The sequence below is a fragment of the Mycoplana sp. 10N416 genome (genome assembly GCF_056394765.1).
This window is the reverse complement of the sequence record NZ_JBFTIM010000008.1, coordinates 165,595-180,977: the sequence shown is the minus strand read 5'-3', so window position 1 is coordinate 180,977 and position 15,383 is coordinate 165,595. Positions and strand designations below refer to the sequence as shown.

The 15,383-nt window shown below is 63.0% G+C and carries 13 protein-coding genes and 1 tRNA gene; 8 read left to right on the top strand and 6 right to left on the bottom strand.

Annotated elements, in window-relative coordinates; translation table 11 throughout:
* The first annotated feature begins 140 nt into the window (after window positions 1-140).
* Entirely contained in the window at window positions 141-545 is a 405-nt protein-coding gene (locus tag AC1DDS_RS17610) for a GFA family protein (protein WP_477480070.1), read from the top strand.
* Between the two features lie 32 nt (window positions 546-577).
* On the opposite strand, the gene sthA is transcribed toward AC1DDS_RS17610, so the two are convergent.
* Window positions 578-1,990: a Si-specific NAD(P)(+) transhydrogenase gene (gene sthA, locus AC1DDS_RS17605; protein ID WP_477480069.1), complete on the bottom strand. Its 1,413-nt coding sequence runs from the start codon at window positions 1,988-1,990 to the stop codon at window positions 578-580.
* Between the two features lie 169 nt (window positions 1,991-2,159).
* On the opposite strand from sthA, the gene AC1DDS_RS17600 reads away from it, so the two are divergent.
* Complete coding sequence (locus tag AC1DDS_RS17600; protein WP_477480068.1) at window positions 2,160-3,218, top strand: magnesium and cobalt transport protein CorA; 1,059 nt, start codon at window positions 2,160-2,162, stop codon at window positions 3,216-3,218.
* 58 nt (window positions 3,219-3,276) lie between these two features.
* On the opposite strand, the gene radC is transcribed toward AC1DDS_RS17600, so the two are convergent.
* The 4 genes from radC to phaC form a co-directional block, all read right to left on the bottom strand.
* The gene (radC, locus tag AC1DDS_RS17595) at window positions 3,277-4,125 is read right to left on the bottom strand and encodes a RadC family protein (RefSeq protein ID WP_477480067.1); all 849 of its coding nucleotides are present in this window, start codon (window positions 4,123-4,125) and stop codon (window positions 3,277-3,279) included.
* 6 nt (window positions 4,126-4,131) lie between these two features.
* Complete coding sequence (map, locus tag AC1DDS_RS17590; RefSeq protein ID WP_477480066.1) at window positions 4,132-4,959, bottom strand: type I methionyl aminopeptidase; 828 nt, start codon at window positions 4,957-4,959, stop codon at window positions 4,132-4,134.
* A gap of 29 nt (window positions 4,960-4,988) precedes the next feature.
* On the bottom strand, window positions 4,989-5,705 hold the full coding sequence (gene sfsA / locus AC1DDS_RS17585) for a DNA/RNA nuclease SfsA (RefSeq protein WP_477480065.1): 717 nt from the start codon (window positions 5,703-5,705) through the stop codon (window positions 4,989-4,991).
* Between the two features lie 131 nt (window positions 5,706-5,836).
* A complete protein-coding gene (gene phaC, locus AC1DDS_RS17580) occupies window positions 5,837-7,750 on the bottom strand; it encodes a poly(3-hydroxyalkanoate) polymerase subunit PhaC (RefSeq protein WP_477480064.1) in 1,914 nt (637 codons plus the stop codon).
* An 84-nt stretch (window positions 7,751-7,834) separates the two neighbouring features.
* On the opposite strand from phaC, the gene AC1DDS_RS17575 reads away from it, so the two are divergent.
* From AC1DDS_RS17575 to AC1DDS_RS17550, 6 genes are all read left to right on the top strand, one after another.
* Window positions 7,835-8,170, top strand: a complete 336-nt coding sequence (locus AC1DDS_RS17575; RefSeq protein WP_477480063.1) for an SHOCT domain-containing protein — start codon at window positions 7,835-7,837, stop codon at window positions 8,168-8,170.
* 181 nt (window positions 8,171-8,351) lie between these two features.
* Window positions 8,352-9,569, top strand: coding sequence for an LL-diaminopimelate aminotransferase (locus tag AC1DDS_RS17570; protein WP_477480062.1), 1,218 nt, complete (start codon window positions 8,352-8,354; stop codon window positions 9,567-9,569).
* Window positions 9,570-9,629: 60 nt separating this feature from the next.
* Complete coding sequence (locus tag AC1DDS_RS17565; RefSeq protein ID WP_477480061.1) at window positions 9,630-10,952, top strand: homoserine dehydrogenase; 1,323 nt, start codon at window positions 9,630-9,632, stop codon at window positions 10,950-10,952.
* Between the two features lie 73 nt (window positions 10,953-11,025).
* Entirely contained in the window at window positions 11,026-12,825 is a 1,800-nt protein-coding gene (gene recJ / locus AC1DDS_RS17560) for a single-stranded-DNA-specific exonuclease RecJ (protein WP_477480060.1), read from the top strand.
* 184 nt (window positions 12,826-13,009) lie between these two features.
* On the top strand, window positions 13,010-14,533 hold the full coding sequence (nirK, locus tag AC1DDS_RS17555) for a copper-containing nitrite reductase (RefSeq protein WP_477480059.1): 1,524 nt from the start codon (window positions 13,010-13,012) through the stop codon (window positions 14,531-14,533).
* Between the two features lie 66 nt (window positions 14,534-14,599).
* Complete coding sequence (locus AC1DDS_RS17550; protein WP_477480170.1) at window positions 14,600-14,971, top strand: c-type cytochrome; 372 nt, start codon at window positions 14,600-14,602, stop codon at window positions 14,969-14,971.
* A 167-nt stretch (window positions 14,972-15,138) separates the two neighbouring features.
* Here AC1DDS_RS17550 and AC1DDS_RS17545 read toward each other — a convergent pair.
* Window positions 15,139-15,213: transfer RNA gene (locus AC1DDS_RS17545), tRNA-Glu, on the bottom strand.
* Between the last annotated feature and the right edge of the window lie 170 nt (window positions 15,214-15,383).

The window sequence follows — 15,383 nt, the reverse complement described above, 5'->3', positions numbered from 1 at the left end:
CCATTCGTTCACGTTTTGGCGCCGTGCATCAGCGGCGTTGAAAACACAGGTGAATTTTCTGAAATTGACACAACCGGGCCAGCTGGCGAAGCTGGCCCGGTTTTTTGATGCCGGGGCTGCGCCGTGACAAAGGGGGAGACATGAGCGAGATCCATACGGGCCATTGCCTCTGCGGAACGGTGCGCTTCCGCACGGCCGGGCAATTGCGCGAAGTGATTGCCTGCCACTGCAGCCAATGTCGCCGGCAGACCGGCCATTTCTATGCGGCAACCAATGTCAGGAATGAAGAACTCGAGCTCGACGGCGCCGACAACGTCGGCTGGTACCGGGCGAGCGATACCGCCAGCCGCGGTTTCTGCAAGACCTGCGGCTCGGCGCTGTTCTGGAAGGGCGACGGGGCCGGCTACACCTCCATCATGGCGGGTGCCTTCGACAAGCCGACCGGCTTCAAGATTGCCTGTCACATCTTTTGCGCCGACAAGGGCGACTACTACGAGATCGACGACGGCGCGCCGAAATACCCGCAAGGCTACAGCCAAGGATAACTTCAGGCGGGCTCAAACCCGGGATATGACGTTCACCTTGACGCTGCGTTGCGGCTTTCGCCCATGCGGTTCCATGCGTCCAGACCGGCGATCTTGTAGGCCTCGGCGAGGGTCGGATAGTTGAAGGTGTTTTCGACGAAGTATTCGACGGTGCCCTTCAGGTTCAGCACCGCCTGGCCGATGTGCACCAGTTCGGTGGCGCCTTCGCCGACGATATGGACACCGAGAAGGCGCCGCGTCTTCATCGAGAAGATCATCTTCAGCAGGCCGGAGTCGAGCCCCATGATATGGCCGCGCGAGGTCTCGCGGAAACGGGCGATGCCGCATTCGTAGGGGATGCCGCGCTCCTTCACCTCTTCCTCAGTCAGGCCGCAGGTCGAGATCTCCGGAACGGCATAAATCCCGTAGGGGAAGTATTTTTGCGGCTCCTTGGCGATGGCGCCGACGGCGACCCGGGCGGCGATGCGCCCCTGTTCCATCGAGGTCGAGGCGAGGCTCGGGAAACCGACCACGTCGCCGGCGGCGTAGATGTGCGGCACGGTCGTCTGGAAGGTCTCCGGATTGACCCGCATGCGTCCGCGTTCATCGGCTTCGAGGCCGGCGGCGCCAAGGTTCAACGTGTCGGTCGCGCCCATGCGGCCGGCGGCGTAGAGGACCATGTCGCAAATCACAACGCGGCCATTGTCCAGCGTGATCGAACAATTGCCGTTGTCGAGCTTGGCGACCTTTTCCGCCTTGGCGCCGAGCATCAGCTTCATGCCGCGGTCGCGCAGCTGATAGGTGAAGTCCTCGACGATCTCGCGGTCGATGAAATCCAGGATCGTCGGTTTCGGATCGATTACGGTAACCTTGGCGTCGAGCGCGCTGAAGATCGTCGCGTATTCGATGCCGATGACGCCGGCGCCGATCACCGCGAGCGAGCGCGGCAGTTCCTCGATGTCGAGCAGTTCGTCGCTGTCGAGGATCGTCTTGCCGTCGAAGGGGATGTTGGCTGGGCGATAGGGTTTGGTGCCGACGGCGAGCAGGATGCTCGTGCCGCTGACATGCAGGATCTCGCCGTCGTCCTTGACCACCTGGAGCGTATCGGGCGAAAGAAAGCTTGCCTTTCCGCGGATGTGCTGGACTCGATTTCGAGCGAACTGGTGCTCCAGCACATCGACCTCGTGGTCGAGCGTGATGATCAGGCGGCGCCGTAGGTCGTCCGCACTGATCTCCTCCTTGACCCGATAGGATCGGCCATAGAAGCCACGCTCACGCCAGCCGGTCAGGTTCAGCGCCGTCTCGCGCAGCGTCTTCGACGGAATCGTGCCGGTGTGCACGGAGACGCCGCCGACGCGCTTTCCCTGTTCGATGACGAGCACCTTGTGGCCGAGCTTGGCCGCTTGAATCGCCCCCCTGCGCCCCGCTGGACCACTGCCGACGACGACGAGATCAAATTGTTGCATGCGAGCACTTCCGGAAACGCTGAGTCTGTTGCGGTGCGGCAAACTTGCCGCGAGGAGCTATAACGTCGTTGCTAGCGCTTAACAAAGCCTTCGCGCGCGCGTTTCACTGTCATTATTTAGCGGGATTGCGCCATGCTATAATGGTGGTGATGTGACGGAGGGTTTTGCTATGGCGTTGCAGGACCTCAAGGGTGTTCCCGGCGTGTCGACGAGTGAAGCCGAGCCGGCTGGCGGAGAGCGCCGGCCGGGGCAACCGCGACAGGGGGTGGTGGCCGCCGCCGTCTACAGGGGCGGAATCCGGATTGCCGACATCGCCGTCGAGGAGGCGGCGGCGTGGCGCGAGCGGGAGGAGGCGGTCATCTGGATCGGTCTCCACGAGCCGGACGACGAATTGCTGTTGCAGGTGCAGGACGCCTTCGATCTCCATGAACTTGCGATCGAGGATGCGCGGCACGCGCATCAGCGGCCGAAGCTGGAAATCTACGGCGATGCGATGTTCGTCGTGGCCCGGACGGCGCACATGATGAACGATGAGATCGTCTTCGGCGAAACCCATCTCTTCGTCGGCCGGGGTTATGTCGTTTCCGTCCGCCACGGCGCCTCGTCTTCCTACAACCTCGTCCGGCAGCGCTGCGAGGCGTCGCCGGCGGCGCTGGCACACGGCGAAAACTATGTCCTCTACTCGATCCTGGATTTCATCGTCGACAACTACATGCCGGTGATCGAGGCCATCCACGCCGAGATCGAGGTGCTGGAGGAACGCGTGCTGCACGAGCAACTGGGCAAGGCGGACATCGAGCGCCTCTATCTGCTGCGTCGCAATCTGCTGCGCCTGCGCAATGCGGTGGTGCCGCTGGTGGACGTATGCCGGCGACATGAGCATCTCGACCTGCCCGGTATGGACGATGCCCTCCACAATCTTTTCCGCGACGTCACAGACCATGTGCGCCGCGTTCAGGAGGACATCGATTCATTGCGGGAGGTGCTTGCTTTCACCTTCGAGGCGAGCCTGATGATCGGACAGGCGGAGCAGACGATCATCGCTCGCAAGCTTGCCTCGTGGGCCGCGATCCTGGCCGTTCCGACTGCGATCGCCGGCATCTACGGCATGAACTTTCACGACATGCCGGAGCTGAGTTTCCGTTACGGCTATTTCGTCGTGCTCGCGGCGATCCTGACGATCTGCGCCGTCCTCTACCGGCTCTTCCGGCGGGCGAGATGGCTTTGAGGGTGCTTTGCGCCCTTGATGTATTGGGTCAGCAAAGTCATCGAACCAGTTGGCGAATCTAGATCAGCCGCAGGCCCTTGAGGCTGGCATGGCCATCGCGGCCGATGATGATGTGATCGTGGACGGTAATGCCAAGCGGCTTGGCGGTTTCGATGATGGTCCGGGTCATCTCGATATCGGCGCGGGAAGGCGTCGGGTCGCCGGACGGGTGGTTGTGGACGAGGATGATGGCCGTCGCAGACAGTTCCAGCGCCCGCTTGACCACTTCGCGGGGATAGACGGGCGTGTGGTCGACGGTACCGCGGCCCTGCACCTCGTCGGCGATCAGGACGTTGCGCTTGTCGAGGAAGAGCAGGCGGAACTGCTCGCGGTCTTCATGCGCCATGGCGGCGTGGCAATAGTTGATGACCGACGACCAGGAGCCGAGCACCTGCTTGTTGCGCAACTCGCTCTTGAGCATGCGCTGCGAAACGGCCGCGATCAGCTTCAGGTCCAGCGCCACGGCCTCGCCGATACCCTTGACCTCCTGCAGCAGGGCCGGAGGCGCGCCGAACACGCCGGCAAGCGTGCCGAAGCGGTCGAGAAGAGCCTTGGCGACCGGCTTGGTGTCTCGGCGCGGAATGAGGCGAAAGAGCAGGAGTTCGAGGATTTCATAGTCGGCCAGCGCGGCCTCGCCATGGTCGCGGAACCGGCTGCGCAGCCGCTCGCGATGGCCGTGGTAGTGGGCATCGTCGCCATCCCTGGACGTGATCGCCCGGCTTTTGATCTCCGCCGTTGCGGTCAGGCGTTCGCCGAAGTGACCGCGTTCGTCCCCATCGCCGAACAGCGTTCCGCCGTGCCCCGCCAACGTCCGGCTCGCCTCGTCGGCAGCCGTTTTTTCGCCAGTCGGTGCAGGGCGTTTGGCCATTGGGTCCTATCCGGGAAGGCCGGGACGGTCCAGGCCGCCGGGCGAGAGCGTAAAGATTTCGCAGCCATCGGCCGTGACGCCAACGGCATGCTCGTATTGCGCAGACAGCGAGCGGTCGCGCGTGACGGCCGTCCAGCCGTCCGAAAGCACCTTCACGTGCGGCCGGCCGAGATTGATCATCGGCTCGATCGTGAAGATCATGCCTTCCTTCAACTCCGGGCCTTCGTTGGCGCTGCCGTAGTGCAGAATGTTCGGCGCGTCGTGGAACAGCCGGCCGAGACCGTGGCCGCAGAAATCGCGCACCACCGAGCAGCGTTCGGCTTCCGCATACTTCTGGATCGCTTCGCCGATGGCGCCGGTGCGCATGCCGGGCTTCACCGCGGCGACGCCGAGCATCAGGCACTCGTGCGTCACTTCCAGCAGTCGCTCGGCGGCGCGCTTGATCTGGCCGACCGGATACATGCGGCTGGAATCGCCGTGCCAGCCGTCGAGAATGTACGTGACGTCGATATTGACGATATCGCCTTCGCGCAGCGGCTTGTCATTGGGAATGCCGTGGCAGACGACATGGTTGATCGAGGTGCAGCAGGATTTGGTGTAGCCGCGATAGTTCAGCGTCGCCGGAATGGCACCGTTGTCCATGCCGAACTCGAACACGAATCGGTCGAGCACGTCGGTCGCAACACCGGGCTGCACCAGCGGATAGATTTCGTCGAGCGCGCGCGCCGTAAGTTGGCTGGCCTTGCGCATGCCTTCAAAGGCATCGCTGCCGTAAAGCCGGATCACGCCCGTGTTCTTCATCGGTGCGGAGGAGGCTTCGATATAGGTTACCATCGTCGGACTTTCGATCTTCGGTCAAATTTTCATAGTGCAGCTATGGCGGTTTCGTCCATGCGGATCAATGCGTCGGGTCGAATTTCGCGCGCCGAGACGGTGCATTTCACCGCGTAGGCTTCCACACCCCGTCCTTGCGCTCGATCGAAGGCGGCCGCATAGACCGGGTCCAGGTCGCGGCACACGCGCAACCGGTCGCAGTCACCGCGCTGCACGAGGTAGAGCATGATGGCACGATAGCCGGCTTCCGCGACAGTGCCCAGTTCATCCAAATGCTTCACGCCGCGCACTGTCGCGGTGTCTGGAAACTCCGCGATGCCGGGCTCCCGGCAGAAATGCACGTTCTTGACCTCGACATAGGCGGATGGCCGGCCGTTGCCGGACAACAGCAGGTCTATGCGCGAATTGCGGCCATATTTGCGTTCGCGCTCGATTATCGGGTAGCTCGCGAGATCGCTGATCATCCCGGCACGGATCGCTTGTTCGGCCAGGCGGTTCGGCAGGCCGGTGTTGACGCCGACGATCGTGCCGTCGACCTCGATGAGTTCGAACCGGTGGCGATATTTGCGCGGACCGTCGTGCTCGGACAGCCATATCCTGGAGCCCGGGGCCGTCAATCCGAGCATGGACCCGGTGTTCGGGCACGAGCCGGTGATGGGCGTCCCGTCGGAAAGTGTCGCATCGAACAGGAAGCGCTTGTAGCGCCGGATGAGGGTGGCGGGCACCAGGGGCGGGTCGAAAAGCATGGATCAGAACGTGTCGGTCGAGATGTTCGCGAACTGTGAGGCAGGCGCGATATAGGGTGAGACGGCTGGCGATGCCAACGGACGGCTGAAACGTGCGTGTGGCGTCCCTGTTCGCAGGGCCTTCGCCTGGCTCAAGACCGTACCCGTACATAAGAACCGGGCGCTTCCTCGATCGAGTTCAGCGGTCCTCCGGTCTTGCGGGCAGGAACCTTGCGGTTGTCCTGCGCCTCGGCCCAGACGTGCCAGTGTGGCCACCAGGAACCCGGATGCTCTTTTGCCTTCCTCACCCAATCGTCGTAGTCGCCCCGCGGCGGGCCGCCGGTCCAGAACTGGTACTTGGTCTTGTCCGGCGGATTGACGACGCCGGCGATATGGCCGGAGCCGGACAGCACGTAGGTAACCTTGCCGCCGAAGGCGCCGCTGCCGATGAATACCGACTTGGCGGGCGCGATGTGGTCTTCCTTCGTGGCGAGATTGTAGATCGGGATCTTGACGTCCTTGAGCGAGATTTTCTCGCCCGCCAGCACCATCTCGCCACGGCTGAGACTGTTATTCAAATAACAATTGCGCAAGTAAAATGAATGGTTGGCGGCTGGCATTCGAGTGGAATCTGAATTCCAGTAGAGAAGGTCAAAGGGCATCGGCTCCTGGCCCTTCAGGTAGTTGTTGACGAAATAGGGCCAGATCAGTTCGGAGGCGCGCAGCATGTTGAAGGCGGTGGCCATCTTCGAGCCCTCGAGATAGCCCACCGTCTGCATGCCCTGCTCGAGGGAAGCGATCTGGTCCTCGTCGGCGAACACCTTCAGGTCGCCGGCATGGGTGAAATCCACCTGGGTGGTGAAGAGCGTGGCGGAGCGGATTCGCTTGTCGCCCTCCCGCGCATGCAGGGCGAGGGTGGCGGCCAGCAGCGTGCCGCCGACGCAATAGCCGATGGCGTTGACCTCGTCTTCGCCGCAGGCCTGCTTGATCGTGTCGAGCGCGAAGCCGATCCCTTCCCGGGCATAGGCCTCCCAGTCCTTGCGGGCGTGGCGTTCGTCGGGATTGACCCAGGAGATCACGAACACGGTGTGCCCCTGGCCGACAGCCCACTTGATGAAGGACTTCTGCGGATTGAGGTCCAGGACGTAGAACTTGTTGATCCAGGGCGGGCAGATCAGGAGAGGACGTTTCAGCACCTCCTCGGTCGTCGCGTCATACTGGATCACCTGGCAGACATCGCTTTGCGCGATCACCTTGCCGGGGGACATGGCCAGGTTCTCGCCGACGGCAAATTTGCTCGTATCGGTCTGCCGCAGCTTCAGGTCGCCCTTTCCGGCGGCGATGTCCTCGGCAAGCATGCGCATGCCGCGCACGAGATTCTCGCCGTTGCTCGCGACGGTCTCGCGGTAAAGCTGCGGGTTGGTCGTGACGAAATTCGTGGGTGATACCGCGCTGGTGATCTGCTTGACGTAGAAGGCGGCCTTGTGGCGGGTATGCTCGTCGAGCCCCTCGGCTTCCGTGACCATTTTGTCGGCCCAGTCGGAGGTGACGAAATAGGCCTGCCGCAGGAAGTCGAAGAAGGGATTCTTCACCCAGTCCTCGTCGGCGAATCGCTTGTCCTTGCCGTGCTTGTCGTCGCTCTCTTCGACCGGTTCGCCGCCAAGCTTCTGCAGGGTTTTCGACCAGATGCCGAAATAGCTGCCGAGCAGGAGGGTCTGGGCTTCCAGCGTGCGGCGCGGGTCGGCGAGCCAGTACTCGGAAACCTTCGACAGCGTCTTGACCATGTCGACGACCGGCTCGGCGACCGTGTCGACCTTTTCGCCTCGCTCGCGCGGGACGAGCCAGGCGGATGCGGCCTTGCCGAGGTGTTCGAGCGTGCGGGCCAGGTTGACCGCCAGCGCCTCGGGGTTTTTCACGACGTAGGGCTCGACCGATTTGGGATCGAAACCGGCAAATCCGGTGGCCTCGCGCGTGTCGCCGTGTCGGTCCTGGCTCAACCCGTTTCCTCCGGATTTTCTTGTTACTTCCGTTTTTACATCCTGCCGGAAAAAGATTACAAGGGCCATACAGCTTTTGCCGTAGCCGCGTTCAGCGGCGGGCGCCGGACCGGCGATGCGACGGGCCGAAGTTACTCTGCGGGGCAGGACAGAATGGCATTTGATATCAGGCAGTTTGGCGCGGCGATCGTGCTCGGTGGCGTGGCGGTTCTCTGCGGATGCGCGGCAACCTCGCCGCAGGTGGCATCCGGGGTAAATGTCGGGGCGGATCGGTCTTCCGCCTTTCCCGACATCACCGCCCCGGTCCATGCCGCGACGGCCCAGATGAGCAACGAGGAAGCGGCCTCGATCAGTGCCCGCATGAGCGGTCTTGTCTCGCAACAGCGCGCCGGGACGATCTCGGAAGCGGATTACAACAGGGAGATGCTGGAACTGCGGTCGCTGGCCGCAAACCATGGTGCGGACACGCTCAAGGACATCGAGAATTAGCGCTTGCCTTTGACCGCGAATGGCCGCAAATCCATTGGCGGTCCAAGTGGCCTCCGGTCGGCGGAAGCCGAATGTCATGAAATCGGACATTTTTCCGCCTAACCGGATATCTTGATTTGCGCGGAGATCCAGGCGCCACGAATGCAGGACGCTTCCGGGGCCGCGCCCAACGGGGTCGAAGATGGAAGAATTTCACAAGGTCCGGCGCCTGCCGCCATATGTTTTCGAACAGGTCAATCGTTTGAAAGCAAGCGCGCGAGCGGGCGGGGCCGACATCATCGACCTCGGCATGGGCAACCCGGACCTGCCGACGCCGCAGGCGATCGTCGACAAGTTGTGCGAGGTGGTCCAGGACCCGCGCACGCACCGTTACTCCTCCTCCAAGGGCATCCCGGGCCTCCGCCGCGCCCAGGCTGCCTATTACGCGCGCCGCTTCGGCGTGAAGCTCAATCCGGAGACCCAGGTCGTGGCGACGCTGGGCTCGAAGGAAGGCTTCGCCAACATGGCGCAAGCGATCACCGCACCCGGCGACGTCGTGCTCTGCCCGAACCCGACCTATCCGATCCATGCCTTCGGCTTCCTGATGGCAGGCGGGGTGATCCGCTCCATCACGGTCGAGCCGGATGAGAGTTTCTTCGGGCCGCTCGAGCGCGCCGTTCGCCATTCGATTCCGAAGCCGCTGGCGCTGATCCTGAACTATCCGTCGAACCCGACGGCGCAGGTCGCGACGCTCGACTTCTACAAGGACGTCATCGCCTTCGCGAAGAAGCACGACATCATCGTGCTGTCGGATCTCGCCTATTCGGAAATCTACTTCGACGACACGCCGCCGCCGTCCGTGTTGGAAGTGCCCGGCGCCATCGACATCACCGTTGAATTCACCTCGATGTCAAAGACCTTCTCCATGCCCGGCTGGCGCATGGGCTTTGCGGTCGGCAACGAGCGGCTGATCGCCGCGCTGACGCGGGTGAAATCCTACCTCGACTACGGCGCCTTCACGCCGATCCAGGTGGCAGCGACTCACGCGCTGAACGGCGACGGCTCGGACATCGCGGAAGTGCGCAACGTCTACAAGCGCCGCCGCGACGTGATGGTGGATACCTTCGGCAAGGCAGGCTTCGAAGTGCCGCCGCCGGCGGCGACAATGTTCGCCTGGGCGAAAATTCCCGAAAAATTCCGCCATCTCGGCTCGCTGGAGTTTTCCAAGCTGTTGGTTGAGAAGGCGGATGTGGCTGTCGCTCCCGGCATCGGTTTTGGCGAGCAGGGCGATGAGTATGTTCGCCTCGCGCTTGTCGAGAACGAACACCGGATCCGCCAGGCGGCGCGCAACATCAAGCGCTTCCTGTCTTCTGCCGACGAGACGATGCACAACGTCGTCTCGCTCAATGCTCGTCGTTAATCCCTTTCGCCCGCCGGCGTCCGCCGGTGGGCACAATCACAAATCGATAGGACTTTGATCATGGCTGATGCCCTTAAGATCGGCATAGCGGGCTTGGGGACCGTTGGGGCCTCGCTCGCACGCATTCTTCTCGAACGCCGGGAGATGCTGACGACGACCTGCGGGCGGCCGATCGAGATTGTTGCCGTTTGCGCGCGTGACAAGAGCCGCGACCGCGGCGTCGATCTTTCGCATGTCGCCTGGTTCGACGATCCGGTCGCACTTGCGGACAATCCGCAGATCGACGTGTTCGTGGAACTGATGGGCGGCGCCGGCGATCCGGCCTACTCGGCCGTCAAGACCGCACTGGCGCGCGGTGTCCATGTCGTAACCGCGAACAAGGCGCTACTCGCTGCACATGGCGTCGAACTGGCGACGATTGCCGAGGAGCGGGGCAGCCTGCTCAACTATGAAGCAGCGGTCGCCGGCGGTATTCCGGTGATCAAGGCGCTGCGCGAATCTCTGACCGGCAACACGGTGTCGCGCGTCTACGGCATCATGAACGGCACCTGCAACTACATCCTGACGAAGATGGAGAAGGAGGGGCTGAGCTTCGCCGAATGCCTGAAGGAAGCGCAGCGGCTCGGCTATGCCGAAGCCGACCCGGCCTTCGACATCGAAGGCAACGACACGGCGCACAAGCTGTCGATCCTGGCGACGCTGGCCTTCGGCAACAGGATTGCCGCCGACGACATCTACCTGGAAGGCATCAGCAACATCTCGATCGAGGACATTCGCGCCGCCGCCGATCTGGGCTACCGCATCAAACTGCTCGGCGTCGCGCAGAAGACCGACACCGGTATCGAGCAGCGCGTTCATCCGACCATGGTGCCGATCGAATCGGAAATTGCGCAGGTCGACGGCGTCACCAACGCGGTCGCGATCGAATCCGACATTCTCGGCGAATTGCTGATGGTCGGCCCCGGCGCCGGGGGCAATGCGACCGCGTCTGCGGTGCTCGGCGACATCGCCGACATCGCCAAGAGCCGACCCGGAGCCCAGCGCGTGCCAGCCTTCGGCCGGCCAGCGGCAACTCTGGAGCCCTACAAGCGTGCGCAAATCCGCAAGCACCACGGCGGCTACTTCATCCGCATGACGGTCGAGGACCGGGCAGGGGTGTTCGCCAACATCGCCGGGCATATGGCAGAGAACAGCATCTCGCTGGAATCGATCGTGCAGCATTCCAAGCATTTCACGGAGGCCGCCGAGCCGAAGACGATCATTCTCGTCACCCATGCGACGATGGAGGACGCCGTACGCCGCGCGGTGGCGTCGATCAGCAAGGAAGGATACCTTGCCGGCGAGCCGCAGGTGATCCGCATCGAGCGGCCGAAGTCGGCCTGAATTCTACCGGGGGGCGTTCCGTCCCCCTTCACCCATCACCCCAGAGGAACGACGGCTATCGGCGAGGATATCGATGAACCAGGAGGTTGACCCCGTTCACCGTGCCTTCCTCGGCGTCGAGCGGTCGGCCGCCGGGCAGCGATGGGTCGCGCGGCTGGACCAGGCGGGCGAGAACCGGGCGCTGGCGATGAGCCAGACCCACGGCATCGTCGACCTGATCGCACGCGTCCTGGCCGGTCGCGGCGTCGGATTTGACGAGGCGCTCGAGTTCCTCGATCCGACCTTGCGCCGCCTCATGCCCGATCCCTACCAGATGACCGATTGCGAGGCGGCGGCCGAGCGGATCGCTGCGGCGATCGCCAAGCGCGAGCGGGTCGCCATCTTCGGCGACTACGACGTGGACGGCGCCTGTGCCTCGGCGATCCTCTATCGCTTCCTCAGCCATTTCGGCGCGGATGCCGAGATCTACATTCCCGACCGGATTTTTGAGGGTTACGGTCCCAATCCGCAGGCGATGAACACGCTGATCGAGCGTGGCGCCAGGCTGATCGTCACCGTCGACTGCGGCTCGACCAGCTTCGATTCGCTGGCGCATGCCAGGGAACGCGGCATCGACGTCGTCGTGCTCGATCACCACCAGGTCGGCCAGGACCTGCCGGCCTGCACCGCACTCGTCAACCCGAACCGCGAGGACGATCTTTCCGGGCAGGGACATCTGTGTGCCGCCGGTGTCGTCTTTCTCGTGCTGGTGGCGCTGCAGCGGCTCTTGCGGGGCCGCGATCCGCGCGCCGGAACACTCGATCTCCTCTCCATGCTCGACCTTGTGGCGCTCGCCACCGTCTGCGACGTGGTGCCGCTGAAGGGCCTGAACCGCGCCTATGTGGTCAAGGGGCTGGTGGCGGCGCGCCATCTCGGCAATCCGGGCCTGGCGGCGCTATTGAAACAGGCGGGCATCGGCGGACCGGTGACGCCCTATCATCTCGGCTTTCTGGTCGGCCCGCGCATCAACGCCGGCGGACGCATCGGTGATGCCGCGCTCGGCAGTCGTCTCCTGACGCTTGAGGATTCCACGCAGGCCGAGGCGATCGCGGCGCAACTGGACGGCCTGAACCGCGAGCGGCAGGCGCTGGAAGTCGCGATGCTGGCGGAAGCGGAAGCCGAGGCGATTGCGGAGTACGGCACCGGCGAGAATGCCGCCGTGATCGTCACCGCGCGCGAGGGCTGGCACCCCGGCGTCGTCGGCCTGCTGGCCTCGCGGCTGAAGGACCGCTTTCATCGCCCGGCCTTTGCCATCGCCTTCGACCCGTCCGGCAAGGGCACGGGGTCGGGACGCTCGATCCACGGCTTCGACCTCGGCCGGATGGTGCGCGCGGCGGTGGACGAGGGCATTCTCGTCAAGGGTGGCGGGCACGGCATGGCGGCGGGCCTGACCGTCGAGCGCGCCAATCTCGGCCGCCTGCGCAGCTTCTTCGAGGAGCGGGCGGAAAAGACGGTCAGGGACCTGACGGCGACACGTGTGTTGAAGATCGACGGGGCGCTGTCCGCCTCCGGCGCCACGCTGGCGCTGACCGACAAGCTCGAGCAGGCCGGCCCCTACGGCTCGGGGCATCCGCAGCCGATTTTTGCGCTTGCAGCGCACCGGCTCGCCGACGTTCGGCAGGTCGGGGTCAACCATCTGAAACTGACGCTGGAAGGCCCGGACCGCAGCCGGATCGACGGCATGGCCTTCCGGGCTGCCGATACGCCGCTTGGCGCGTTCTGCCTGCAACGGCGCGGCCAGTCGCTCCACGTGGCGGGTTCGGTCTCAGCCGACCAATGGCAGGGAACCCGGCGCGTACAGTTTCGCGTGATCGACGCTGCAGAGGCGTTTTAGGTTCACTGCCGAACAGGGCGCAGTGCAGACGCGCCCCAGGCGCAGCGTGCCGTCACATCGTCCACGAACCAGGTCCTGTCGCCAACGCGACCACTCCTAATACTCTTAATGCTGGCACAGGGTGTCAGGCGGGTGTACCATCAAGACTGGTGGGCGGGGTACCGACCAAACGGGGACTACAACGATGTTTGCTGTGTCAAGCGGCGGCATTTTGAGGTCGACTCCCTCTTGCCGCGTTTTGCGCCTCCACTTCGGCTTTGTCGGTCTATTCACGCTCTTCGCATTCTGGATCACGTGCCTGGCGCCGACCGCCGCGCTGGCCCAGACCCATAATCACGGCGCCGCCGCCCAGACCGCCCAGGCGGAAACCACTCCGGCCCCAAGTGCGCCCGCCCAGTCGGTGGCTGAGGCCAGCAGTTATCACAATCCCATTATTTTCACCTTGCGGACCGGTATCGCCGAGGGCCGCATGGTCTACATCGGGGTCGGTGGGGAGATCGACAAGCAGGTCAATCCGACACTCACCCTGTACGAAGGCGAACTCGTTCAGATCAACCTGATCAACGGTGAAGGCGCCGAACACGACATCTTTATCGATCACTACAATGTAAGGTCGTCGAAGGTGGTGGGGCGCAATGCCTCTTCGACGATCTTCTTTACTGCCACCAGCCCGGGTCAGTTTGCCTACTTCTGCACGATCCCGGGACACCGGGAGGCGGGGATGGAGGGACTTGTCCGGGTGATCGCCGGAAAGCGCACCGCGCCCGCGACGGAAGGCGCCGACATCGTGCGCGATCCGGGTGATCTGCCCGCGCCGATCGGGCAGCGTACTCCGCAGGTCGTCAAGGTTGAACTCGAGACAATCGAGCTGAAGGGACGGCTCGACGATGGCACCAGCTATGTCTACTGGACCTTCAACGGCAAGGTGCCGGGGCCGTTTCTGCGGGTGCGGGTCGGCGATACCGTCGAGGTCAAGCTCAAGAATGCGGCCGACAGCCTCATGGTCCACTCGGTCGATTTCCATGCCGCGACTGGGCCCGGTGGTGGCGCCCATGCCACCCAGACAGACCCGGGCAGCGAGACGATGGTAACCTTCAAAGCGCTGAAGCCGGGCGTCTTCGTCTACCATTGCGCGACGCCAAGCGTCGCCCACCATATCACCAACGGCATGTATGGTCTGATCCTTGTCGAGCCGGAGGGTGGTCTGCCGCAAGTCGATCGCGAATTCTATGTCATGCAAGGTGAACTATACACGGTTGAGAGTTTCGGAACGCAGGGCGAGCAGGAAATGGACTATGACAAGCTCACCTCGGAGCGACCGGAATATTTCCTCTTCAACGGTGCCGTCGGAGCGTTGACCAAGGCCCATCCACTCTATGCGAACATCGGGGAGACGGTGCGAATCTATTTCGGTGTCGGCGGCCCGAACTTCACGTCATCCTTCCACGTCATTGGCGAGATATTCGATCAGGTCTACATCTTCGGCAGCATCACATCACCACCGCTTACGAATGTTCAAACGGTGACGGTCCCGCCGGGCGGCTCGGCGGTGGTCGATTTCAAGATTGATCGGGGTGGTACGTTTACGTTGGTGGATCACGCGATTTCCCGTGTGGAGCGGGGCCTCGTCGGCTATCTCATTGTCGACGGTCCGGAGAATGATGCCATCATGCACCACGGGCCTGCCAGTGCTGGCCCCGCCCAATAGCCACAATCTGTGACCGGAAGGTCAGGTGATCCTAGGCATCACTGCAAGGAGGTAAAGCAAATGCGAATGGTTATAGTTGTCGCAGCGATTTCCCTGGCAACATTATCAGCGGGGCAATCCAAGGCGCAGGATGCTGCTGCCGGGGAAAAGGTTTTTGCCAAATGCAAGGTCTGTCACAACGTCGCGGACGACAAGAATAAGGTCGGTCCTTCACTCAAGGGTGTCGTCGGACGAACTGCCGGCACCCACGCCGGCTTCAAGTATTCTGCACCGATGATCGAAGCCGGCAAGAATGGGCTGAAGTGGGATGACGCCAAGCTTGCGGAGTATCTCACCGATCCGAAGGCAATGATCAAGGGAAACAAAATGGCGTTCCCCGGCCTCAAAAACAAAGACGATACTGCGAATGTCATCGCCTACCTGAAACAGTTTCCATGAGCTGAGAAACGGTCGTAGAAAGTCCATGCTGCCGGGGTGCGGTCGCATCTTGGGTGAAGGCCCAAGGGCATGAGCAGGACCTGCGCAGGTGGCCCTTCGCGGCATCATGGCCAGCCGGCGATACCGACTCAGGTTGGTACGCCGGTTTGGCCGATGATCCGAGATGCTGGTACGCCCAACGGGACTCGAACCCGTGTTGCCGCCGTGAGAGGGCGATGTCCTAACCGCTAGACGATGGGCGCGTTTGCTCGTGGCAATATAGGCGGTTCCAGTCCGTCCGACAAGGATACCGCGCAGTCTGTCACGAGCCTTGCGCATCCTCACACGCTGAGTACGCCGGGTGGAGCGTACGATCGTGCGATACATGGCGATTGCTCGTTGATGCGATATCCGTAGGATACGACGACGAGTA